Origin of the sequence: Dolichospermum sp. FACHB-1091 (assembly GCF_014697585.1) — a bacterium.
Lineage (GTDB): Bacteria > Cyanobacteriota > Cyanobacteriia > Cyanobacteriales > Nostocaceae > Dolichospermum.
In genome coordinates this window covers 1-23,357 of the sequence record NZ_JACJSB010000014.1, presented here as the reverse complement: position 1 = coordinate 23,357, position 23,357 = coordinate 1, and the positions used below count along the sequence as shown (strand labels likewise).

At 37.0% G+C, this 23,357-nt stretch carries 18 protein-coding genes, 1 tRNA gene and 4 pseudogenes; 11 read left to right on the top strand and 12 right to left on the bottom strand.

The window, feature by feature from the left end; all coding sequences use genetic code 11:
- Window positions 1–23 precede the first annotated feature (23 nt).
- Window positions 24–815 carry an SDR family oxidoreductase gene (locus H6G25_RS10745; RefSeq protein WP_190392467.1) on the top strand — a complete coding sequence of 264 codons (792 nt, stop codon included), beginning with the start codon at window positions 24–26 and terminating at the stop codon, window positions 813–815.
- Between the two features lie 249 nt (window positions 816–1,064).
- Here the strand turns inward: H6G25_RS10745 and H6G25_RS10740 are convergent, their stop codons facing one another.
- Window positions 1,065–2,258: a glycosyltransferase gene (locus H6G25_RS10740; protein ID WP_242034936.1), complete on the bottom strand. Its 1,194-nt coding sequence runs from the start codon at window positions 2,256–2,258 to the stop codon at window positions 1,065–1,067.
- 134 nt (window positions 2,259–2,392) lie between these two features.
- A complete protein-coding gene (uvrC, locus tag H6G25_RS10735) occupies window positions 2,393–4,273 on the bottom strand; it encodes an excinuclease ABC subunit UvrC (RefSeq protein WP_190392465.1) in 1,881 nt (626 codons plus the stop codon).
- A 1,299-nt stretch (window positions 4,274–5,572) separates the two neighbouring features.
- On the opposite strand from uvrC, the gene H6G25_RS10730 reads away from it, so the two are divergent.
- The 4 genes from H6G25_RS10730 (at window position 5,573) to H6G25_RS10715 (ending at window position 8,817) form a co-directional block, all read left to right on the top strand.
- The gene (locus H6G25_RS10730) at window positions 5,573–5,779 is read left to right on the top strand and encodes a hypothetical protein (protein WP_190392464.1); all 207 of its coding nucleotides are present in this window, start codon (window positions 5,573–5,575) and stop codon (window positions 5,777–5,779) included.
- Window positions 5,780–5,974: 195 nt separating this feature from the next.
- The gene (locus H6G25_RS10725; protein ID WP_137908773.1) at window positions 5,975–6,259 is read left to right on the top strand and encodes an HU family DNA-binding protein; all 285 of its coding nucleotides are present in this window, start codon (window positions 5,975–5,977) and stop codon (window positions 6,257–6,259) included.
- A 26-nt stretch (window positions 6,260–6,285) separates the two neighbouring features.
- Window positions 6,286–7,374 (top strand): threonine-phosphate decarboxylase CobD, encoded by a 1,089-nt coding sequence (cobD, locus tag H6G25_RS10720; protein WP_190392463.1) that lies wholly within the window; start codon window positions 6,286–6,288, stop codon window positions 7,372–7,374.
- A gap of 3 nt (window positions 7,375–7,377) precedes the next feature.
- On the top strand, window positions 7,378–8,817 hold the full coding sequence (locus H6G25_RS10715; RefSeq protein WP_190392462.1) for an NAD(P)/FAD-dependent oxidoreductase: 1,440 nt from the start codon (window positions 7,378–7,380) through the stop codon (window positions 8,815–8,817).
- Between the two features lie 222 nt (window positions 8,818–9,039).
- Here H6G25_RS10715 and H6G25_RS10710 read toward each other — a convergent pair whose 3' ends face one another.
- On the bottom strand, window positions 9,040–10,731 hold the full coding sequence (locus tag H6G25_RS10710) for a DUF3685 domain-containing protein (protein WP_190392527.1): 1,692 nt from the start codon (window positions 10,729–10,731) through the stop codon (window positions 9,040–9,042).
- 152 nt (window positions 10,732–10,883) lie between these two features.
- Between H6G25_RS10710 and H6G25_RS10705 the strand changes: the two genes are divergently transcribed.
- A complete protein-coding gene (locus tag H6G25_RS10705; protein ID WP_190392461.1) occupies window positions 10,884–11,372 on the top strand; it encodes a CRR6 family NdhI maturation factor in 489 nt (162 codons plus the stop codon).
- A gap of 183 nt (window positions 11,373–11,555) precedes the next feature.
- Here the strand turns inward: H6G25_RS10705 and H6G25_RS10700 are convergent, their stop codons facing one another.
- Window positions 11,556–12,497 (bottom strand): glycosyltransferase family 9 protein, encoded by a 942-nt coding sequence (locus H6G25_RS10700; protein ID WP_190392460.1) that lies wholly within the window; start codon window positions 12,495–12,497, stop codon window positions 11,556–11,558.
- Window positions 12,498–12,660: 163 nt separating this feature from the next.
- On the opposite strand from H6G25_RS10700, the pseudogene H6G25_RS10695 reads away from it, so the two are divergent.
- A pseudogene (locus tag H6G25_RS10695) lies at window positions 12,661–13,149 on the top strand (Uma2 family endonuclease); the annotation flags it as partial.
- Between the two features lie 240 nt (window positions 13,150–13,389).
- On the opposite strand, the gene H6G25_RS10690 reads toward H6G25_RS10695, so the two are convergent.
- The 4 genes from H6G25_RS10690 to H6G25_RS10675 all read right to left on the bottom strand — a co-directional run bounded on the left by H6G25_RS10690 (window position 13,390) and on the right by H6G25_RS10675 (window position 17,243).
- A tRNA-Lys gene (locus tag H6G25_RS10690) sits at window positions 13,390–13,461 on the bottom strand.
- Between the two features lie 62 nt (window positions 13,462–13,523).
- Window positions 13,524–14,393, bottom strand: coding sequence for an aldose epimerase (locus H6G25_RS10685; protein WP_190392459.1), 870 nt, complete (start codon window positions 14,391–14,393; stop codon window positions 13,524–13,526).
- An 87-nt stretch (window positions 14,394–14,480) separates the two neighbouring features.
- The gene (gene pdhA, locus H6G25_RS10680) at window positions 14,481–15,518 is read right to left on the bottom strand and encodes a pyruvate dehydrogenase (acetyl-transferring) E1 component subunit alpha (protein ID WP_190392458.1); all 1,038 of its coding nucleotides are present in this window, start codon (window positions 15,516–15,518) and stop codon (window positions 14,481–14,483) included.
- A 462-nt stretch (window positions 15,519–15,980) separates the two neighbouring features.
- A complete protein-coding gene (locus H6G25_RS10675) occupies window positions 15,981–17,243 on the bottom strand; it encodes an HhoA/HhoB/HtrA family serine endopeptidase (RefSeq protein ID WP_190392526.1) in 1,263 nt (420 codons plus the stop codon).
- A 105-nt stretch (window positions 17,244–17,348) separates the two neighbouring features.
- Here H6G25_RS10675 and H6G25_RS10670 point away from each other — a divergent pair, with 105 nt between their 5' ends.
- The 3 genes and pseudogenes from H6G25_RS10670 to H6G25_RS10660 all read left to right on the top strand — a co-directional run.
- On the top strand, window positions 17,349–17,831 hold the full coding sequence (locus H6G25_RS10670) for a nucleoside deaminase (protein ID WP_190392457.1): 483 nt from the start codon (window positions 17,349–17,351) through the stop codon (window positions 17,829–17,831).
- A 354-nt stretch (window positions 17,832–18,185) separates the two neighbouring features.
- Window positions 18,186–18,404 (top strand): DUF4327 family protein, encoded by a 219-nt coding sequence (locus H6G25_RS10665; protein WP_168359743.1) that lies wholly within the window; start codon window positions 18,186–18,188, stop codon window positions 18,402–18,404.
- Window positions 18,405–18,644: 240 nt separating this feature from the next.
- A pseudogene (locus H6G25_RS10660) lies at window positions 18,645–18,972 on the top strand (Uma2 family endonuclease); the annotation flags it as partial.
- On the opposite strand, the gene H6G25_RS10655 reads toward H6G25_RS10660, so the two are convergent.
- The 4 genes and pseudogenes from H6G25_RS10655 to H6G25_RS10640 all read right to left on the bottom strand — a co-directional run bounded on the left by H6G25_RS10655 (window position 18,958) and on the right by H6G25_RS10640 (window position 22,244).
- Entirely contained in the window at window positions 18,958–20,214 is a 1,257-nt protein-coding gene (locus H6G25_RS10655) for a protein kinase (protein WP_190392456.1), read from the bottom strand. The pseudogene H6G25_RS10660 and the gene H6G25_RS10655 sit on opposite strands and share 15 nt — an antisense overlap.
- A gap of 50 nt (window positions 20,215–20,264) precedes the next feature.
- A pseudogene (locus H6G25_RS10650) lies at window positions 20,265–21,284 on the bottom strand (serine/threonine phosphatase); the annotation flags it as partial.
- Window positions 21,285–21,389: 105 nt separating this feature from the next.
- Window positions 21,390–21,434 (bottom strand): annotated as a pseudogene (locus tag H6G25_RS21640) (hypothetical protein); the annotation flags it as partial.
- Window positions 21,435–21,659: 225 nt separating this feature from the next.
- Window positions 21,660–22,244 carry an rRNA large subunit pseudouridine synthase E gene (locus tag H6G25_RS10640; RefSeq protein ID WP_190392455.1) on the bottom strand — a complete coding sequence of 195 codons (585 nt, stop codon included), beginning with the start codon at window positions 22,242–22,244 and terminating at the stop codon, window positions 21,660–21,662.
- 65 nt (window positions 22,245–22,309) lie between these two features.
- Between H6G25_RS10640 and H6G25_RS10635 the strand changes: the two genes are divergently transcribed.
- A complete protein-coding gene (locus H6G25_RS10635; protein ID WP_190392454.1) occupies window positions 22,310–23,158 on the top strand; it encodes a phosphodiester glycosidase family protein in 849 nt (282 codons plus the stop codon).
- Window positions 23,159–23,357 lie beyond the last annotated feature (199 nt).

Genomic DNA, 23,357 nt, shown 5'->3' with positions numbered 1-23,357 from the left:
TTAATGTAATTCACTTTTTAAAAATGAACATAAAATGTCGGGAAACTGTTTTAATTACTGGTTCAGCTAGTGGTATTGGCTATCAGTTAGCCCGAATTTTTGCTCATGAAAATTACAATCTTGTCTTGGTAGATAGGATGGGAGAAAGACTTAAAATAATAGCTGTTGAATTTGCAGAAGAGTTTGGGATTTTTGTTAAACCCATTACCAAAGATTTATCTATATCCACATCTCCCGAAGAAATTTTTACAGAATTACAACAAGTTGGTATTAAAGTTGATATATTAGTCAATAATGCAGGTTTTGGTAATCATGGATTATTTTATGAAACCAATCTCAATACTGAACTAGAAATGTTGCAGGTAAATTTGGTTTGTCTTACCCATTTAACCAAATTATTTCTTAGAGAAATGGTTAAACAACGTCATGGTAAAATTCTTAATGTTGCTTCTGCGGCTGCATTTCAACCAGGTCCATTAATGGCGGTTTATTTTGCGACAAAAGCTTATATTTTATCTTTTTCAGAAGCTATTGCTAATGAGTTAGAAGGTACAGGTATAACTGTAACTGTTCTTTGTCCAGGTTCAACTGCATCTGCATTTCATGAAAGAACCGGAATGGCAGATTCTAAACTACTAAAACGCAAAAAAATGATGGATGCGGAAACTGTCGCCCAAATTGGTTATGATGGTTTAATTCAGGGAAAAACAATTATTATTCCTGGTTTTGTTAATAAATTAATGGCGAAATGTATTCGCTTTATCCCCAGGAAAATGGTAACAAAAATTGTCAGAAGTATGCAGGAAGATAGGTAGGTTGGGGTTAAAAATTGTCGTTATGGACAGGGAACAGGAATCTTGGTAATAGACCTGATAATAACGGTACATATAGCGGTATGCACTTGAATGAGATACTTCATTTGCCCCCTCCTCGCACCCCCTCAATCCCCCCGCTGCGGGGGGAAGAAAAGGATAAACTTTTGATATTGGAGGGGGTTGGGGGTGGGGTTCTTGTACCTCATAACATCGGGAAGTGCTGTATCTAAAGGGGCGACGAGACTTCTGCTATGAGAACAAACCCATTTCCTGTAAACCCTGATGAAGTCGTTGTGCTTCATCAGGGTTATGCAATTCATGGAGAGAAATAGCATATTCAAAAGCTTCTAAACTAGCGGGAACATGACCAATTTTCAACAACACAACCCCCAAATTTTGATAAGCTTCCGCATAATCAGGATTGAGATTAATAGCATGATTATAGCAATCAATAGCCAGGGAAAATAATCCCATAGCTTTACATACCATCCCCAAATTATAATAACCAATTACGAAATTAGGATCAATTTTGATAGCTGTTTCATAGGCAATTTTTGCTGCTGGTAAATCTCCCAGATTTTTTAATAAATTTCCCAAATTATTATATCCTCCTAATTTTAGAAGTGGATAAATAGGTAATTTTACCGCAGCTTGATAATGATGAATAGCTGAGGATAAATCTTGTAAATGTGTATAACCAATTCCCAAATGATAATGTAATTCATACAAAATATCATAATTTATATCTTCATTAACTTGATTAGCAATTAATTGATTTAACCCTCGATTTAATAAATCCATACCTTGATTAATTTTGTGATTATGCACATACAAAGCCCCCAATTTACTACAAACATAAGCATCATGGGGATGATTTGCAAAAAATTCCTCCATTGCGGCGGAGGCCTTAGCATATTTATCCACTGCATTAATCACAGATTTTTGATAACCAGTATGGAGAATTGCTACCCCTGGTAAATAACCAACTTCCCAAGATGGTTCTTGAGTTAAAATTGTCGTCACACTATCATCAATTAAAGCATGATAAGGACGATCAAAATATATATTTGGATGATTACGAAATAGTCGAGAAACCAGAGAATAAGGTGATTGTGTAGAACCGACTTCTTGACGCACCAAATTAATAACAAGATATTCTTCCTTAACCATAACTAATTTCAGTAAAGGAATAATTTCTGAGGTTAAAGTTTCATCAGCATCTAAAACCAAAATCCAATCACCGGTCACATATTTTAAAGCCTGATTTCGAGCCGAACTAAAATTATTATTCCAAGTAAAATAATAAACCTTAGCTCCAAATTGTTCAGCAATTTGAGGAGTTTTATCAGTTGAACCCGTATCCAGAACCACAATTTCATCAACAAAACCTTTTACACTTCCTAAACACCTTGGTAGAGTAGTTTCTTCGTTTTTGACAATCATACACAGGCTAATTTTCATCTCTTAAAACCATAGTATTTACAAAGTTAACCAATAATACAAAACTAACTATCATCCAAGACAATTCACTTGTAAGTTCTCCTGATTCTCTAGTTTGTATTTCCTAAAAAAGATATTTAAACAGGATGGAAATAATCATAAATATCTTGCGCTAACCGGGAACCAATTCCGGGAACTTCGGTTAATTGTGTAAATGTCGCTTGACGAATATAATCAACGGAGCGAAAATGAGCTAATAGTAACTTTTGTCTATGTTGTCCTAAACCTGGAATTTCATCTAAACGAGATCGTTTTAATTGATCACTTCTTTGTTGACGATGAAAACTCACAGCAAATCTATGGGCTTCGTCTCGTAATCTTCTTAATAATTGTACTCCTGGTTGTTCTGGATTAGTTTTTAAAGGTTGAGATGAATTTGGTAAAAAGATTTCTTCTTGCTTTTTAGCTAAACTAATAACCTGCAAATCTGCTAATAAATTCATTTCTGTTAGAATACCCACAACAGCAGATAATTGACCCTTACCACCATCAATCATAATTAAATCAGGCCAGTCAGAATTACCTAATCTTGTTAATTGGGGATTTGCGATATATTTACGAAATCTTCTCTGAATAACTTCGGCTAAACTAGCGAAATCATCTGAATGTCCAATTGTAATATTAGGGTTTTTAATTTTGTAATGTCGGTAATGTTGTTTGGCTGGTAAACCATCAATAAATACCACTTGAGAAGCGACAGTATTAGTACCTTGAATATGGGAAATATCATAACCTTCAATACGTTTTGGTAAATCTGGTAAATCGAGAATCGTAGCTAGATCTTGAGTCGCTTGTAGATTACTACTTGCCAATTTTTGCATTCTTTGTAATTCATATTGGGCATTTTTTTCCACCATTTCAATTAATTCGGCTTTAGTTTGTCGCAAAGGGGCTAAAATTGTCACTTTTTTGCCTTTACGTTCTGTCAAAATATCGGACAGAATTTCACTATCTGGTAAATCATGTTGTACCAAAATTTCGCTAGGAATTTCTATATTTTCCGCTGTTTGGTAATGTTCTTCTAAAACTCGTTGTAAAATTTCTCCAGGTTCAGGGTGAGAGTCAGCAACAAAGGCCAACCGACCAACTAATTGACCAGCGCGAATTTGAAATAATTGAATATAGGCGTGTTGATTATCTGCGGCTAAGGCCACTGCATCTCGTGATACTGTATCATCAGGTAAGGATACTTTTTGGTCTGCATTTAGGGATTTTAAAGCAACTATTTGATCACGGATTTTCGCCGCATTTTCAAAATCCAATTCTTCCGCAGCCCTTTCCATTTGTTCTGTTAAAATATCAATTAATTCCTGAGTTCTTCCTTGAAAAACCATCGCCACTTTTTGGACAATTTTTCTATATTCTTCTGGAGAAACTAATTTTTGACAAACTCCAGGACAACGACCTATATTATAATTTAAACAAGGACGATCTTTAAACAAGGGTTGTGGTCTTTGTCGCAGGGGGAAAATGCGTTTACATAAATGCACAATTTCCCGTAATAAACCGGAATCTGTATAAGGTCCGTAGTATTTATCTTTTTTGTGTTTTGCTAATTGACGTTTACGAGTTATAAAAATACGCGGATATTCATCTGACCAGGTAATACAAAGATAGGGATATTTTTTATCATCTTTGAGTAAAACGTTAAAATATGGCTGATGTTGTTTAATTAAATTCGCTTCTAGTGCTAATGCTTCGGCTTCGCTATCAGTGACGATAAATTCAATTTCTGTCACTAATTTGACCATCGTGTTGATACGTTCCGTTTTATTGCTGGAGTCGCGGAAATAGGAACGGACACGAGAACGCAATTTACGAGATTTACCTATATATATTAGGCGATCGCTGCCATCTTTCATTAAATAAACCCCCGGTTCTGGAGGAATTTCCCCTAGACGATTTTCTAGTTTTTCGGGATTTTTAACTAGTGGTAGTGTTTGCGAATTTATGGTCATAATTGTCATAAATTTAATTTATGTAATTTTAGATAACAAATATTAAGATTTTTTTAAATGGCTCAGTTCATAGCATACTTCTAGACAAGTAAATACACTCCATAGAGAGATGCAAAAAAAGAGAAATAGATTTACATTGATCCTGGTGTGTCGAATAACTGCTTTTTATGAGGTTTAGCTTCACGCTAGACCTTTTTCTTTATGTGAGAAAAAATCCCAAAAGTATAATATTATATATTATTAGTTCTTTCTCATCACCCCATCACAGATTTCGTGAATATTGATATACATACTTTAGACTTGAGATAGATGACTATCAGCATCAATTAATGTACATTCAGTAGTTATGATAAACAATTGGTATATATGTAGGCTTGGTAAATCACTAAGCCTTTTTTTATTGTAACTTCTTACTCACCAAAAGCACAAATATTTTCTTTAATTCTACTTTAGGTAGTAGAAATATTTATGAAAATTGAGTAATGTTAACTTTGATTAATGCCTGAAAAACGTATACGGACTCTGAAAATAATTTCAGGGTCTTTTTTTTATTTCAGATCAAGTAACAGGGAAACAGCTAAAAACACTATAGTTTCGTTAATTATCATATTTTGTCGATTTTGTAAACATCTTAAAGAATGATGAATAGCAATAACATCCGGTTTAAAGTAGTTATATATGGTAAACACCTGGTATATATAGAGGCTTGGCTAACACCCAAGCCTTTTTTATGTTTAATTTACGTGGTAGAATTTTATATACTTTACCCTTTGTATTGTCAATATCTGTGATGACAATGCTATATCATTTCTAGGACAATTTGGACACACCCCATAGGAAGATGATCTATCAGGAAAGTAGGACTAAATTAATTAAGTACGTTGTTAAGCACAGCAATTATGGAGGTTTGGTTGAAAGCGCCAAACCTTTTTTCTCGTTGTAACTACATGAAGCTATATCAATATTAATTTTTTGCAGGTTTAACTACAACCTCCAGGAAGAGGAGATAGGGTGAAAGTTGAAAATCACCAAAAAATCTGCCATGATGACCAGTCGAAAGTTACAGCAGTTTTCGGGTAAATGAACCACATTTTATATCTCACGCAAAGGCGCAAAGACGCAAAGGAAGAAAGGAATAGAAAAATTAGCCTGTGGTACAAATACATGAAAACTGCTGTAAATAAATAGCAACTTGGGGTAATAAAATAGTTATAGGGCGGGCAAGATGCCCACCCCACAAGAGTTTGATAAAATATTAATATGTAAACATAAGGGTTTGGGATGATTCCCAGCAGAATTATGCTCATAGAGGAGAAAAAGTTAACCTGGGAAGAGTTGAGCAAAACCAAGGGAGTAGGGGACGAAGAGGAGGAGAGGGAGAAGATGTTTCGCAAGAGCCAAGGACTAAAGACTGGCACCACTAAGTATTTATTTATGAAAATAGGGTGTTTTAACTACAAAAAACAGGTAAAAAACACAAAAAATCCTGAAATCTATATAAATTAATAGTTTCACCTATCCACTTCGGGCTACAACACCTTAGAATGATTCATTGAAAAGTCGAGTCAATGGGATTTACGGCGGTTTTGAGTGTAAATACTCTCCAGGAACGATTTTTGTATTTGTACAAGCAGAGATTTACGTAAAGATGCGAAAGGGTGCATCTTGAAAGAATATCTGGTAAAACTTTAGGAGTTTGATATGAACAAAGGCGAATTAATTGATGCAGTGGCGGAAAAAGCTAACGTTACGAAGAAACAGGCTGATGCTGTTTTAACTGCTGCTATAGAAACCATTGTGGAAGCGGTTTCTTCTGGTGATAAAGTGACATTAGTGGGATTTGGTTCTTTTGAATCACGGGAACGCAAAGCTCGTGAGGGACGTAACCCCAAAACGAACGAAAAAATGGAAATTCCCGCTACCAGAGTTCCCGCTTTTTCCGCTGGGAAACAGTTTAGAGAAAGAGTAGCACCCCCAAAAGAGTAAGTTTTGTTCTAGGGAGAGTATTTTTGATGCCACAACCAGCACACGGGGGAAATTTAGCCTGGGCGGCGGCGTTAGCTGACTGTTCCCCGGATGCTATTGTGGATTTTTCCGCCAGCATCAGCCCGTTGGGACCGCCTAGCAGCGTCATTGCAGCAATTATGTCCCAACTGGATAATCTCAGGCATTATCCTGACCCGGAATATAGTGAACTCAGACTGGCTCTGGGTCACTTTCATCAAATAGCTGCTGATTGGATTTTGCCAGGTAATGGTTCAGCAGAATTATTAACTCTGGTTGGTAGAGAATTAGCGCAATTAGCAGCAACCGTTATACTCACTCCGGCTTTTGGGGATTATTACCGCACTCTGGCGGCTTATAATGCTAAATTGCTGGAGTTTCCTCTGGATTTGGGAACGGGGACAAAGGCTATACCGTCAAAGGAGAATATTTCTCTGTTTCCAGATTTCAGATTTCTGACTTCGGAATATGGGTTACTCCTGAATAATCCTCATAACCCGACGGGAAAGTTGTTTTCACGGGACTCTATCCTACCTTATTTAAAACGGTTTGCTTTGGTGGTGGTGGATGAGGCTTTTATGGACTTTTTACCCCCTGATGAGGAACAAAGTCTGATTGAATTGGTGCAAGAATATGATAATTTAGTGATTTTACGATCGCTTACTAAATTCTACAGTCTAGCAGGTTTAAGATTAGGTTATGCTATCGCTCACCCCCAGCGTCTAGCAAAATGGCAATCATGGCGAGATCCCTGGCCTGTAAATATTTTAGCAGCCAAGGCAGCGATCGCGGCTCTCGAAGATACAGAATTTCAAAATCGCACCTGGAAATGGCTACCAGAGGCGAGAAATCAACTATTCCAAGGGTTAGCCTCAATTCCTGGTTTCACCCCCCTAGAAGGCTCTGCTAACTACCTATTGGTAGAATGTCAGCAGTCTACTTCTCAGTTACAAAAAAAATTACTTCAGCAACACCAGATTTTAATTCGTGATTGTTTAAGTTTTCAAGAATTGGGTGATCGTTTTTTCCGCGTCGCTGTCCGTACTGAATCTGATCACCAACGCTTATTAACAGCCCTGAAAAGATTGGACAATTAACTAATGACCAATATTGATTATGATATAGTTATTCTTGGTGACACTATTGCTGCATACCAAGCCGCTTTAAATGCTACTGGATTAAATGCAAAAGTGGCTTTAATTGTCAGCGATAATTTTTCCCATAACTACTATTTTAATCATCAATATGTACTGAGTGAAATTAGTAAAATTATCCAACAATCTCGTAATTTAGTAAGTCTAGGAATTGACGAAAATACAATATCTCTGAACTGGAAAAAGTCCTTATTCTATGCTATTTCTGTTTCAAAAAATCTCACTCAAATCAATTCCCTTGCTAATTTAGCAGCCCAAGGAGTTGATATTATTGTTGGTAATGGTCAATTTCAATCTTCTCCTTTGAGTTTCATAGTTAATGAAAGACGGTTGTATAGTCGCACTTACTTACTCGCTAATGGTTCACGTCCTTTAATTCCTAATATTCCTGGATTAGATACTATTGAATATCTGACTTTAACCAATATTTGGGACTATTTAGAAAAAACAACATTACCTAAAAATTGGGTAATTCTTGGTGGTATTCCCGAAAGTATAGAAATTGCCCAAATTTTAGCCCAGTTTGGTTGTAATATTACCTTAATAGTTAAAAAATCCAGTATTATTCCTCATCTTGACCCAGAAATAAATCAATTACTAATAGCACAATTAGAAGTTAATGGTGTGCGTGTTTTAACACAAACAAAAGTAACCCAAGTTCGACATATAGATAATCAAAAATGGGTACAAGCAGGAAATCAAGCCATGGAAACTGATGAAATTTTCATTGCTACCGGACAACAACCAAACTTAGAATATCTCAACCTGTCCGCAGTGGGAATAAAATATCATCAACACCGCTTAGTTGTCAATGAAAAATTACAAACGACAAATCATCGTATTTATGCTTGTGGTGATGTAATTGGGGGTTATAATATTCAGAATCTTAGTAATTATGAGGCTAATATTGCCATAAAAAATGCCTTATTTTTTCCGACAGTAAAAGTTAATTATCACTGTATTCCTTGGGGAATCTATACCTATCCGAGAGTAGCACAAATTGGTTTAACAGAAATTCAAGCAAAAAGTCAATATCCTCAAAATCAAGTTTTAGTTTTTAAACAATATTTTAAAACAGCTACAAGCGCACAAATTCAAGGACAAATTACAGGAATTTGTAAATTAATAGTTTTTAAAAATGGTAAAATATTGGGATGTTCTATTTTAGGAATAGCAGCAGGAGAATTGATTAATATAATTAGTTTAGCAATAAACCAAAATATCAAAGTTCAGCATTTAGCAAAATTATCACCCATTTATCCCAGTTTATCAGAAATTCTCATCGCCACAGCACGAGAATGGCATAAACAGAGAATTAATAAAAACCATGCTGTTCAAGAATTATTAGCAAGTTTCTTTAATTTTCGTCGTGATTGGAATTTATAAGCTTTTACACAACTAAATTGTACAATCGTAATATGTATAAATCTTGTGGTGCGGGCATCCTGCCCGCTACTATTGTTATTAATATAATTATATAAACTAGCTTTAATTATACAAATTAAATGTGGTGCGGGCATCCTACCCGCTATTATTATTAATATAATTATAATTATATAAACTAGCTTTAATTATACAAATAAAATGCAGTACAGCTTATTTTTCACCCTATTCTCTATTTTTCCGTTGTCCTTTTTCTGTCAAAGACACACTACCAATTCCTTGTAAAATACCCCTTCCAACCAAACCTAAACCCCGGCCAATAACTTGGGTTAGTACAAAAACAATTCCAGTTCCTAAAAACCCTAATAATGATTGTAAACGGGGAGTAATAGCATCTCGAAATTCTAGCATTAATGTCACTCCTAGGGGAATACCAGAAAGTTCCGCTAATTCTTGGTTGCGAGGAGCATAAATTGATATTTTAGCAATACCACGAGGTGCAAAAACAAATAATTCATAACGACTTTCAAAAATTGTTTGGGCTTCATTTATATATTGATTTAATCGGTATTTCCAAGATAAGTTATTTCTAAATCTTTCAATTTCTCTAGTCGAAATCATTTGTCTGTGATAAAAGTTTTGTTTGATTGTTTCAACGTCTGCTAAGTTATTTAATAATGGTTGAATTACATTATTAGCTATATGAATCAATAAATTTTCTAAAATTAATAATGCTTGAGCTTGAGCTTCTTTACTACCAAAGGGACAAGAAACATTATCAATATATAAATCTGTGAATAGTAGCAGATAAGATAAAAAATCTCCAAATAATGGAACTTTTTTAATGATCTCTTTTTGTAAGTCTGTGTTTTTATCTAATAGGAATTTAACTAGGTTTATCTCTTGTTTATCCAAACTAATACGGGAGTAATTACTAAAGAAATCTGTAATACTAAATTGCCATAAATCTACTAAAATCTGCTCTTTTAAATTCAATATTTGATTTTTATTAAAATTAAAATTCCGAATTTCATCCAACTGCTGAAAAAATTTATGAAGGATAATATCAAGTAATTCTCGCTTTTTATCTTCTCGGAGAATATCAATTTCTAAAGGTGTATCTGTGAGATTTTCTAAAGGAAATTTCAGTTTATTTAAACATAATGTTAATAATTCAGATTGTAATTGTTGAGAACTCACTCCAGATGGTATATCTATTAAAGGTTGTGTCTCTGATTTAATAATTACTTGATTAATAGGTTCTTCTGGTGGTAAATTCTGCCTTTTGTGTGGTAATTTTAATAAATTGCTAACAAACCAACGAGCCGCTAAAAGTTCCCGTCTTTGTCCTGCTAAAATTGCTTTATTTAATAGCGTTATTCCCGGTAATTTTAATTGTTCTGTAACTTGATATAAAGTATCATCAATGTAGTTAATTCCTGAATTTTGTAACTGATTTCGCAACTTACCTGCTAGAGAAAATGAGGTAAAATTAGATATTTTTCCATCTTCAAACCAATAATAACCTCCATTGGCTACCTGCTCAAGAATCGGGACTAATTGAGAAATTGAAACCCCTTTAGGACAATAGCCATTTATTCCTATCGCTTTGGCGGATATAATTAGTTCCGGTTGAGATGTGCTAGTTAAAACTAATATAGGTATATAAGGGTATAAAGTTTTTAGTTGTCTACAGAATTGCGTTCCTAACTGTTGATTATCTAATGCTAAAATTATTAAGTGAATTTGCTGAGAATTAACAGCCAATATTTCCGCTATAACCTTTAAGGCAGAGGTATCTGTGGGAACATCTGCTATGACTTGTAAATTGGGAATAGTTTCCAATGTTACCTTTAGTCCGAGACGAAAAATTGGATCGGGATCAATTAATAACAATTGTAAAAGGCGATCGCTCATTGGCCATATAATATCAAAGTTGGCAAGATCTTTGGCGTGATTATTGTTCTCCTGACAATTTGCGGAGAAAATTCCTGTAAATGTCCATCTCAAGGGGGTAAAAAGCTGCTAATCTGGATTTTCACCACTGTTGAGCCAGAAAATAAACGGTTATGACCATCACAATCATCCTCAACAACGACTCCATTTATAATTTGGATCTGTCATCTGCTTTAATGGTGATTGAACCATTACTCCAAGAGGGAAAAATTTCCTCCTATGAACAGCAATTGCGTTTAGACATTAATTATGAACGAGTCGCAAATGATCCACGAGAACTATCGGAAATTCCAGAGGTCAGACTGTGGTTTGTCCGTCTCGATGCTAAATATCCGTGGTTGCCATTTTTACTAGACTGGAAAGCAGGAGAATTAGCTCGTTATGCGGCCATGTTAGTACCTCATCAGTTTAGCTCCAAAGAAGGTATCCAATACAACCCAGAAGCCTTAGAAATATTCTTGATGCAGAAGATATTTATTTTAAGTGATTGGTTGCACAAACAAGATATTGTTAGTCCATCTCGACTGAAATCTTTAGCACAAGTTTTGGGTTATGAATTAGATGATGCTTTCTTTGAAATGATTGAAAAAGGTAACTCCTAAAGACAAAATCAAAAAGACAAAATCAAAATCTCAAACTTTGCTCCTTTGCTATTTGGTGCGAAATATAATTCCTACTCCCATTATGCAGCACTGATAACACTTATTAGACATCTCCTTGATAAAATTGGTGATTTGGGATTTGAGATTCAAAATCCCAAATCCAAAACCCACAGTTGATAATATTCAACCTCCCCAAATTTTTTCTAATACTATTTGGGGTGAAATATCCGCTACTTTCCCAGTATGTGAGGTCATAGTCAAGACTTTTTCACTGGTGGGTAATAATTTTAATGATTCCGTAGAATTAAGCAAGGCAATTGTATATGTTTCTACTGCTACGCCCAGTTGCAGGTAGCTATTTTCTACAGACAACATTAAACTAGCACCAGCAATTATAGCAGTTAATTTGCCAATATCTTCGGGGGAAGTAACTTGAATATTGTCACAACTTTGTAAAAGTGATTTGACTAAAGGCTCATTATTGGCTTCTTTAATGACCACAATAGGTAAATCCGGTTGTTTTTGTTGACAAGCTTCAATAATTTGTTGCCAATTTTCTTCAGGATAAGTTGTATCTAAACTAGCTCCACCACCATTAATGAGGATAAAACCTGTTTCGCTTACTCCTAAGCGTTTTTGTTCACCTCGCGCCCATTCAATATCTATTTTAGGCACATTTACAGATAATCCTGGACAATCAGTATCAATCTTCAAAGCCTTTAGTAAATCATGATACGTCTTTGCTACATACTGGGATAGATTTGGCACGATTCGATCAGTCAGAAAAACCGCACCTTGGCCTTGGTAGCCAATGCGCGTCGTAATTCCTGTTAACCACATCAAGAAACCTACAAACCAACTTTGTCCGACGATAATAGCAACATCATACTCTCTATCGCGTATCATACCAACGAAGTTACCCCAATCAGCTAGACTATTACGATCTTTGTAATCAAAAGTTAATACATCGTGAACAGACTTGCTTACCCGATAAGCAGCCTTTGACTTAGGTTCTACAACAACATCTATCTGTGCGTGAGGATAATAACGCTTCAGATCATCAAGAGTGGCAAAGAAAAGAATTTGGTTATCAATTGAACCAGGTACAAGAGCTACTACACGCATAATATTTATTAACGCTTATCGTTTTATATTTTAGGAGAATATAGGTTAGGTAATGAAAATTAACAGTCAGAAGTAAAAGATAGCTTTTTAACAACCTGAGACTTATGTTAACATTTTTGTATCAGCAAATAGCCATATTGAATAAACTTTCTTAGGTTGTCTTATGTTAACTAACATTCCTGAAAACCAGACTCCCCCAGTAGAAATTGTTCCTGATTGGCAACCCACTCCACCCCCAACTGATTTAATATTTGATGATGGAGTTCCCTTGGAAAGTAACCGTCACCGCATAGCCATGAATGTTTGAATTGATTCCCTAGAACAAGCATGGTCAGACCGCAATGATTTCTTTACTGGTGGTAATATGTTTATTTATTACAGCAGTAAGCAAGCTAAAAACAACGATTTTCGAGGTCCTGATTTTTTCGCAGTCCTGAATGTTGATGGTAATAGATCCCGTCAAGGTTGGGTAGTATGGGAAGAAGAAGGACGCTATCCAGATGTGATCATTGAATTAATGTCTCCTTCCACTAAAAATGTAGACTTAGGACCCAAAAAGAATCTTTATCAAAACACATTTAAAACTAGAGACTATTTCGTTTATGATCCTTTTAATCCCGACTCATTACAAGGTTGGAGTTTAAATAGTAATTCAATAGATTATGAACGGAAAAAAGAGCGAATAATAGTAAAAGTTTCGCTCTTTCTTCTGCTAGAATTTAGAAAATGAAAACCCCCTGCTTACCAAGGGATGGTTAGGGAGGGATCAAAAATATTTGATACATCAATCATGACTTTTCAAACACCCTCTAAATCACTTTTCCGCAATTCCTTTCACCAGATGTCTATTAATCACAGTACAACCCATGCAATTATACTTTAACCTAAAAAATGGGTCGCCCGGGATTCGAACCCGGAACTAATCGGTTAAAAGCCGAGTACTCTACCGTTGAGTTAGCGACCCTTTTGCTGTTTTTCCAACTTTATAAATATACCATAAACAGCCATGGTTTTGTCAAGGGGTTTTTAGAAAAAATTTGCTGTTAATTGGAAAGCCGCAGTACAACTAGCTCCTGGCGCTAAAACAGTCAAGTTATCACCAGTGTTAAAAGCATTGCGGGTGGCGCTCCAAGGCTCTAGACAATAGAAATCTTTGCCCTTTACAGTCCAAAATACCAACCAGGTGGTAAAATCATCATAATTGAGGGTGAGCTTGAATTTGCGACTATTATCTGTGACAGCGGCAGATTTAGCAGTTAGTCCACCAAAAGCAAAATCAATTTCATCTTGACTAAAGTTAAATTTGCCATTAAAGGCGTGAAATTCCTTGGTTTTGTTGTCTTGATATTCTCCAGAGGGAAGTTCCACCTCTAGCTGATTTTTATCCCCACAGAGAAAATAAGGGTGGAAACCAGCGGAAAATGGCATGGGTGTAGATGACAGATTTTTATATTCCTGACGGACTGCTAAAGTATTACCTTGGAGTTCGTAAGTAAAAGCCAATTGAAAATCAAAAGGATAAACGGCCTTTGTTTCTTCATTGCTATTGAGAACTACGGTAACACTGGCTTTGTTTTCTGTATTTTGCTCCGTTGCTGTCCAAGGCAATTCCCGCGCAAAACCATGTTGTTTAATGGTATACGGTTTACCATCAACATTATAAGTATTATCAGGTAAATTACCGCAAAGAGGAAACAAAATGGGATTACCACCTCTAACGCTCAAATCAGGATGAGTAAAGCGTTCAGCGTCCATATAGAAAATTTCTTGACCTTGAACCAGCCAACTAGTAATGATACCGCCTCTTTCTGGAACTACTTCTATTTGTGTACCAGCGGTTTTATCCGACAAGATGTAGGTTTTGTATTGTCTTTGTTGAATGTCAATGGTAAACATGATTTTATTTGGTTAGTTGACAGTTGATAGTTCCAATTACCCATTACCCATTACCCATTACCTAATCCCTAGTTCCCAGTCCCTAATTTATTCGTCTTCGGCAAAAATGAAGCGATATAACTCGCTAGGGTCAGGTTCAGGGCTACTTTCAGCAAATTTAACAGCTTCCTCAATAATACCCTGAATTTTCCTCTCAATATCTTTGAGTTCTGCTTCCGTGGCTAGATTTTGTTCCAGCAAATAACCAGCTAACTTTTTAATGGGGTCACGAGCAAACCAAAATTCTTTTTCTTCCTTACTGCGGAGTTCGTCGGGGTCCGCCAGAGAGTGACCCCGGAAGCGATAGGTCATAGCTTCAATTAAAGTTGGACCTTCACCAGCACGAGCGCGGGCTACAGCTTCTTGAGCAACTTGACGGACTGCTAAAACGTCCATTCCGTCCACTTCCACACCCACCATGTTAAACACACTGGCTTTCTTGTAAATTTCTGGTTGGGAAGTTGCTCGTTCGTGAGCCATACCAATTGCCCACTTATTATTTTCTACCACAAAGAGAATTGGCAATTTCCATAAAGCTGCCATATTCAAGGTTTCAAAAAATTGACCATTGTTAGCAGCACCGTCACCAAAAAAGCAAGCAGTTACTTGGTCTGCGGTTTTGTCTCCCAGAACTTCCCGACGGTATTTGGACTGGAAAGCCGCACCAGCAGCCACAGGAATACCTTCAGCGACGAAAGCATAACCCCCTAATAACCGGTGTTGGGCAGAAAACATATGCATAGAACCACCGCGCCCTTTACTGCAACCTGTGGCTTTACCAAATAATTCCGCCATAACTTCCCGTGCGGGTACTCCAGCACTTAAAGCATGAACGTGGTCACGGTAGGTACTGGAAACGAAATCTTCACCAGGACGCATTGCTCCTTTGATGATGCCACTACAAACCGCCTCTTGTCCATTGTATAGGTGGACAAAACCAAACATCTTTCCTCTATAATACATTTCGGCACATTTATCTTCAAATAAACGACCTAGTGTCATATCTTCGTATAAGCCCAATCCTTCTTCTTTCCTAATTTGGACTGTGGCGTTATTAAATGTGGGTAATACGCGCTCTTGAATCATGCTTGTGAAATATTCCTATTGTAAAAGTTAAGGTTAAGTTGATCTTTTATCACGTTAGCGATAAATTAGCCGTCGTTAACAAAACTAATTCATCAGTCCTCATTCTATAGGTTAGCAATTGGGATAATTGGCTTTCAGTTTACCAATTTCTTGTTACTAGGAGTTACGCATTGACAGAGTAACAAAATAGTGCGTTGATAAATATGGGTAATCTAGTCATAAGTATAGGTATCAGACAATTAGAGAAATCACTAAACCATCCACAACGCAATGCAATCTAGACCTCTACACCTTATTTTTTGCTGTCAGAGCCAAAGTTTGCAGGGTGCTGTAGGTTAGCAGAGATATTGGGAGACGTTTCAGATGATAGTGTGAATCGCTTTTTATAATCGTGGTAATTTTACCCAGGGGGTAGGAAGACAATATATCTGGGCAAGAAATCAACAGGCAACTAACCAAATATCAACTATCCTTGTTAACTGGTAAAGGCGCTGGTTTCACTAAAACTTGAAAAATTTTGCCATTGCGCTCAACTTGCACTTGTAAAGGAATACCAATTTTACTATTTTCTACTAATTTTTGAACTTCATCAACTTTCAAAACTGGTTGATTATTAATACTTTTAATGACATCTCCCGGACGGAGTCCAGCAATAGCAGCAGGTGAGTTAGGAACAATTCTAACCAATAAAATTCCTTGATTTGCGGCTAAATTTATTTTATCACCAAATCTAGTAATTATTTTTTCCTTGACTTCCGGTGTGAGTGTTACCATTTGTATTCCCAAATAAGGATGATCAACTCTACCCTTAGCAATTAATTCTTCGGCAATTTTTTGGGCAGTATTAATAGGAATGGCAAATCCTAAACCCTGAGCGCCTTGAATAATTGCTGTATTCATGCCAATAACTTCACCACGGGCATTTAATAATGGTCCACCGGAGTTTCCGGGGTTAATTGCTGCATCTGTTTGTAGATAATCAACGCGCTTATCACTCGCACCAATATCACTACTAGAACGATCTGTGGCGCTAATAATTCCAGAGGTAACAGTATTATTTAAACCCAGAGGATTACCAATAGCAATCACAGCTTCTCCTGGTTGTAAAGTGTCAGATTTACCTAAAGCTAGGGCGGGTAATTTATTCGCATCAATTTGAATAACTGCGACATCTGTTATCGCGTCTTCTCCTAATACTTTACCCTTAAAAGTTCGGCCATCTTTAAGAGTAACTGTAACTAAATCAGCACCGTCTACAACATGAGAATTAGTGAGAATTTGTCCAGATGAATTAATTATAAACCCAGAACCGCTACCTCTTTCTACTCTTTCTCTGGGTTGTGATGGGATTCTATCACCAAAAAAGCCGCGAAAAAAGGGATCAGAAAATTGGTCGGGAACTTGAGTAGTGACGGTTCTAGTTGAATCAATGCGAACTACAGCATTGCCGGTTTTTTGTACTACTTTAACGACAAAGTTAGGATCTCCAGAGGAGGATAGGATAGGAGGAGGAGCAATTTCTGTTGCGGGTGCAGTGTTTTTTTGCGTTTGAGCATTATCGGGTTGAATTTGTGAGGATGTTTGCTTCAAACTGGTGCAACCACCCAGCATTAAAACGATTATACCACAGGCTGCAACCCATTCTTTACCCTTATTGCCCAAGTTTTGCTCTAAAAACCTGGTATTAATATTTTTAGCCGCTAATTTATGATTATTGATTTTCATCATCTGATTATTGTTCCGTATCAGTAAGTGTTAGGACGTAGGAAAAATTAGTTTTCTACGGGGAAGCATCTCAAGCAGTTATTTTTTCTTCAGGAGAATTGACAAATGGACGAATTTATGCAAGCTGCAATTGCTGAAGCTAAACAAGGTAGACAAGAAGGAGGAATTCCCATTGGTTCTGTCCTTGTCAAAGATGGCAAAATTATCGGTCAAGGACACAATAAAAGGGTACAAGATAGTGATCCTATCACTCATGCTGAAATTGATTGTCTCCGTAATGCCGGGAGAATTGGTAGCTATATAGGTACAACACTCTATTCAACACTCATGCCCTGTTATTTATGTGCTGGCGCTGTGGTACAATTCGGGATCAAAAAGGTAATTGCTGGAGAATCAAAAACTTTTCCTGGTGCTAAGGAGTTCATGGTATCTCATGGTGTGGAAGTAGTTGATTTAAGTTTAGACGAATGCGAACAAATGATGATTAATTTTATTGAAACTAATCCTCAGCTTTGGTATGAAGATATTGGTAAATCAGAAAGAATTAGCCAAAATATATCCGACTTATCACCAATATACAGAGATTAACAACCATAAGTTAAGGATCTTTCCACCAAAACATTTATCCCACAAGTAAAATTCAAAAATTCCTGTCATAGTTATCATAACTGCGTTATGATAACTATGACAGGACTAAAAACCTTTTTTAAGGCTGGCTGGATATAATTATCACTACTGTTTGGCATCAATGGCTTTTAGTGGTGGTGATTACCGTACAAAACCGAATTCTCAAGCAATTTACTATCATTAGTTATGGTATACTGGAAAAGTTAAGACTAGCTTTGCCAAACCATCAATTGCTCCACGCACAGGTAATAATTGCTAACGGAAAGCTGTTTTAATCAAGCATTTACACACAAAAATCTGAAATACACCGAGGTTATGATTCAGCAAGTAATTCACCCAATGGTGAAATTGCAACGTAACGTGCAATCACTCGTAGAATCCAATATTATCAAACCCAATGATAGAATTTGGAAGATTGCCTTACTCTATGGCGATGAGTGGCAACACTGGAAACAAGAGTTGTTAGACTTTGGATTTAGCACCCAAGATCCAATTGGGGATTTACTGGCGGTAGAAACATGGGACGACGACTAAAAATTTATTGTATACTAGCTATCTCTATATAGTACAGATTGGCGCAAATGCCCCTACCGTTAACATGGCAATGGGTTTTTGCCTGATTGTCATTGTTTTAATGGTGGGTGAAATTCTGCCATAATTCTATTATAGATTTAGCACAATAAAAATAGATCATTCAGTATCGTAACATACTCAGGCATCTTGATAAAGGCAGATAAATTATGGTTCAAGCCTTACCGAAAGCCAAATTAGTAACCCTTATGGGAGAAAGAGTCAACTGTTGTCCAAAGTGATTCCGTACCATTACTTATTGAAGTTGTCAGTACAAATTGGCGAGTTGATTACTATAGAAAATATAGTGATTATGAAGAAATGGGGATTAAAGAATACTGGATTGTTGATTATCAACCTTTTGGCGCTTCTAAATTCGTTCGTGAACCAAAAAAAACCGACCGTATCGGTTTTTTCTTTAACGGGTGATGAATATCAAATAAAGCATTTTAGAGACAATGAGCAAGTAATTTCACTAATTTTCCCCGAATTGAACCTCACCGCTCATCAAGTTCTTCTATCTGCTGACTGATTTTAATGCCTGAGCTAACTCTTGTGCGGTACGATAGCGATCTCGTGGTAAAGGTTCAGTAACGCATTCAATCACCTGTCTTAATTGATTAGTAATGGTGGGTATACCTTTAACATCAAAGCGAAAATTTCGCCCCTTTTGACGATAAAATTTTAAAGGATTTTCCCCAGTCAATAAAAAAATTAGCGTTGGACCGATAGCATATAAATCAGATTGGGTAAGAGGTTGTCCGCGTTCCTGTTCAGGAGCGCAATAACCTTCAGCACCAATTCTTGTTCCCGGTTTTGTACCAATTTCCTTGACAGCGCCAAAATCCAAAACCACAATAGTATTATTGCCACTCCGCACCATTAAATTAGCTGGTTTAATATCCCGGTGAATTAGTGGCGGTTCTTGGCCATGAAGATAATCCAGAATATCACAAGTTTGTACCATCCAGGCGATCGCTTGTTGAGGTATCACAGGTCCAGTTAACAAAATCCGTTTTTCTAAATCTTGTCCGTGAATTAATTCCATGGCCAAGTATTTTTTACCGTCTTCCACAAAGAAGTCATAATACTTAGGAACTCCCTCATGGGTAAGGTACTTGAGAATACTTGCCTCTCGTTCAAATAACTCTCGTGCTTTGGGAATTTTTGCCATATCAGCATTCATTTGTTTTAATACTAGTAATTGTGGTATATTGGTAGTCTCACCTGTGGAATCCCAAGCTAAATAGGTAGTACCCATCCCGCCTTTTCCCAAAGTGCGTAATACTTGATAATGGCGAATAGTATTTTGTACCAAAATTGGTTGGCCACAATGAACACAAAAGACATTTCCCGGATCATTTCCCTCATGGGTACAACGAGAACCGGAAAACACTGGTTTTATACCCTGATTAATTTTCCCAGCAGAGGAGGATAAAGGGGGAGCAAATGTCGGGGATAATTTCAAAATTTGTACCTGGATTAAAGGGCCACCTGTCGCCAATTGCAGGAGAGAATTATTAGTTATTATAGATTTAGTGATTAAACAACCATTCAGGAAAGTTCCATTAGTACCTTGACTAATGATCTCCCAATTTTCCTCCTTAGTGCTGGTAACTAATTTCAGTTCCAAATGATACCGAGAAACTAAATTATCAGTCAAAACAACGTGATTATCCACCGCCCGACCAATGCGAATGACGGTAGAATCCTCAAAGTACCACTGCTGGAGCGGCGTTTTTGTGATTTTTTCTAATAGGGTCAAAGTAATCACAATACAACCTAAAGCCTGAGAACAAAAAACTAAATTGAGGACAAAGCGGACTAAGATGGGTAGACTTTTACTCGTAAAAGTATAGCCGTAATGTTATCATGACCATTGTATTCATTGCCCAACTCAATTAAATCTTGAATACCCATTTCTAAGTCACTATCATAACTCAATAAAGGTTGAAGATGAGTTTGCCAATGAGTTTCTAAGCATTCATTATCTGATAAACCATCTGATACCAACAGCAGAAGCATATCTTCATGAATATCAAAAACAGATACATCGGGATGGAGGTAATCTTGATCACGTGGACCAAGAGCCTGGGTGAGTTGGTAAGCATCGGCACGGCCATAAGCTATAGTTGGTTCTACACCCCTGGAAATTTCCCTTTGACCGACTTCATGATCTATAGTTAGTTGTACTAGTCCTTCCCTGTGAGTTAGGCAATAAATACGACTATCTCCCACATGAGCGATCGCTGCTTGCTGATCCTGAAGTAACAACATTACCAAAGTAGTACCCATGCGCCCCATTCCCGAACGGGCTTGTTGTTGATTCAGGTCATAAATGGCTTGGTTAGCTAAATAAACCGCCTCTTTAATACTTTCCTGGTTAGGTAATTCCGCGCTAGTCCAGGTTTCTTGAAAGTATTTACGGATAGTATTCACAGCCAATTTACTGGCCACTTCACCTCCCGCATGACCCCCCATACCATCACAGAGAATATATAAACCCGTCTTTGTGAGAATAGCACCTTCTGGTAATTCTTGTTTGTGAACTTTGCTATCAATAGCAAAATAGTCTTCGTTATGATTTCTTTGACGACCAGTATCAGTATATGCCGCATATTCCCAACTAATTAACGGAGGGGATGACGGTATATTTGTAATCTCATCACTGACAATTCTGTCTTCCGTTTGATTGTCAAATTGCAAGATAGTCAGTGAAGAATCAGGATTTTCTCCAGACGATACTTCCACCGTATCCGTATATATTTCTGACACAGACAACAGAGAATAAGTAGTTTCTGATTGTGTCAGAGTTTGCATATGTTGAGACTGAATATCTCTTAACGGTATATTGCCATCGTAAAAACGATTTGTATCTGATACAATATCGTTATTAGCATCAAGGCGGATTTTATCAGTTAGGGAAGTGCCACAATTTTGACAGAATTTATTATGATCAGAGTTGGGAAATGTACACTGGGGGCAAATCAGCATCATAGAAGTTCCTTGATTTTCCTGTTTCAGGAATCAATTGGCATTGATAATATATGAGATAATACTGGTATTTTACCTAAGGGCAAAATTCACAAAAGCTTGATTCCTAGATTGGGTTTAAGTATGTTAACGTAGTGTGCTATAGGCACAAACCCTTGGATTTTACTGCGCTCAACCCAACTTATAAAAAAATAGCGAAGGTATTGAGTATGACAGTAGATTAATTTACTTTTCCGGTGCATAATTAAGCCTAGTGAGTTCTGTGGGAGTAAGTTCTCGCCATTGTCCTGGTGCTAAATCATGTAATTGAATATTAGCAATACTCACCCGAATTAACCGTAAAGTTGGAAAACCCACAGCGGCCGTCATACGACGAACTTGGCGGTTTTTGCCTTCAGTGAGGGTAATTTCCAGCCAAGCCGTGGGAACACTTTTACGAAATCTAATGGGGGGAATGCGTTGTGTCACCGATGGTTCTTCTAACAATAACCTAACTTGGGCGGGGGCAGTGCGATAATCTTGAATTTTTACGCCAGTTTGTAACTGATTAATTGCATCCAAGGTAGGAATGCGTTCCACCTGCGCCCAATAGGTACGTTGATGACCAAATCGGGGATGAGCAAGACGATGCTGGAACTGTCCATCATTTGTTAACAATAGCAATCCTTCACTATCCCAGTCCAAACGCCCCACAGGATAAACGTCAGGAATATCTATATACTGTTTGAGAGTGATATGTTGAGGACTTTCTTGAGTAAATTGGCTCAGGACTCCATAGGGCTTGTGAAAAATGATATAGCAATTATTCATAAAATATAGGAGTCAGGAGTCAGAAACAAAAAGAAAGAAGAAATCAGAGTTAATAAAAATCAATTATGCCAATTAATAAAATCAGCCGTAGATCCTTTTTATTTCTGAGTGGAGCAACCTTAGCACAGGGATTAACAATCACATTACCCAGTTACGGACAAGTTGTACAGGTCAGCAAAAGTCAAATTAATGGTATCCCTTTTTATCAGACCATAGTTGACCTCACAGATCCAAAAAACTTAATTACAATGGGTTTAGCCAAAAATGCCAGCTTTGCTAATACAATTCAAAAAACCAGTGGTGATGAAGAATTTGATAAATTAGTGCTGCGTTGTGCAGCTACAGTAGTGGCCAATGGCACATTTTCCGCCAAAAATCCCCAAAAAACAGTTATAGGTAACATGGTAGCAGGGGGAAAATTTCTGAAATACCGTCCTTGGGAAAACTTTGGTACTACCTTGGGCTTAGGAATTGGTAACAGTCCGGAAATGGTGACAGCAAGAGTAGAAGGTAGACCAGAATGGAATAAACATTGGTTTTCCCTAACTGGTGGACCGAGATTACTGCGACAGGGGGAAATTTGGCTCAACCCCAAAATTGAAGGTTTTAAAGATCCCTCTGTGTTGGGTAATAGCACCCGAACGGCCATTGGTTTCACTCAAGACCGGAAAAACTTGATTTTAGCTAACTTTGAAATCGCCCTCTCTTTGCAGGAAGAAGCGGAGGCCATGAAAGCAATAGGCTGTTACGAAGCTATGAATTTAGATGGTGGGGCTTCTAGAGCCTTAGCCACCAAAAATACTATTTTAGTTCCTCCCAGCAGACCTTTAACTAATGTAATTGTCATTTATGATGCCACTAATCCTGCTCCTGCTTATCTACAACAGGCATGGCTGAAATTTCAGAAAGGATAAAAGGATAAGGTAAGGTCTTCCGTAATATCTTCCCAATCCTTTGCGCCTGCTATTGCCGCGAATAAGGAAATAGTGATAATATCGGTGAGCTTGTCCTAAGTTGACAATTTAATAGACAAACCTGTACACTCATAGACACACCTATGAGTGACTTTATGTTTAAACCTCATGAATTTGCTAAAAAAATCGGAGTTTCAGT

Coding starts and splice junctions, on each gene's coding strand:
- H6G25_RS10725 (WP_137908773.1), top strand. CDS start 5,975: ATGAACAAAGGCGAATTAATTGATGCAGTGGCGGAAAAAGCTAACGTT.
- H6G25_RS10700 (WP_190392460.1), bottom strand. CDS start 12,497: ATGCGTGTAGTAGCTCTTGTACCTGGTTCAATTGATAACCAAATTCTT.
- H6G25_RS10710 (WP_190392527.1), bottom strand. CDS start 10,731: ATGAGCGATCGCCTTTTACAATTGTTATTAATTGATCCCGATCCAATT.
- H6G25_RS10740 (WP_242034936.1), bottom strand. CDS start 2,258: ATGATTGTCAAAAACGAAGAAACTACTCTACCAAGGTGTTTAGGAAGT.
- H6G25_RS10670 (WP_190392457.1), top strand. CDS start 17,349: ATGGACGAATTTATGCAAGCTGCAATTGCTGAAGCTAAACAAGGTAGA.
- H6G25_RS10685 (WP_190392459.1), bottom strand. CDS start 14,393: ATGTTTACCATTGACATTCAACAAAGACAATACAAAACCTACATCTTG.
- uvrC (WP_190392465.1), bottom strand. CDS start 4,273: ATGACCATAAATTCGCAAACACTACCACTAGTTAAAAATCCCGAAAAA.
- cobD (WP_190392463.1), top strand. CDS start 6,286: ATGCCACAACCAGCACACGGGGGAAATTTAGCCTGGGCGGCGGCGTTA.
- H6G25_RS10635 (WP_190392454.1), top strand. CDS start 22,310: ATGCCAATTAATAAAATCAGCCGTAGATCCTTTTTATTTCTGAGTGGA.
- H6G25_RS10745 (WP_190392467.1), top strand. CDS start 24: ATGAACATAAAATGTCGGGAAACTGTTTTAATTACTGGTTCAGCTAGT.
- H6G25_RS10715 (WP_190392462.1), top strand. CDS start 7,378: ATGACCAATATTGATTATGATATAGTTATTCTTGGTGACACTATTGCT.
- H6G25_RS10665 (WP_168359743.1), top strand. CDS start 18,186: ATGATTCAGCAAGTAATTCACCCAATGGTGAAATTGCAACGTAACGTG.
- H6G25_RS10675 (WP_190392526.1), bottom strand. CDS start 17,243: ATGAAAATCAATAATCATAAATTAGCGGCTAAAAATATTAATACCAGG.
- H6G25_RS10640 (WP_190392455.1), bottom strand. CDS start 22,244: ATGAATAATTGCTATATCATTTTTCACAAGCCCTATGGAGTCCTGAGC.
- pdhA (WP_190392458.1), bottom strand. CDS start 15,518: ATGATTCAAGAGCGCGTATTACCCACATTTAATAACGCCACAGTCCAA.
- H6G25_RS10705 (WP_190392461.1), top strand. CDS start 10,884: ATGACCATCACAATCATCCTCAACAACGACTCCATTTATAATTTGGAT.
- H6G25_RS10730 (WP_190392464.1), top strand. CDS start 5,573: ATGCTCATAGAGGAGAAAAAGTTAACCTGGGAAGAGTTGAGCAAAACC.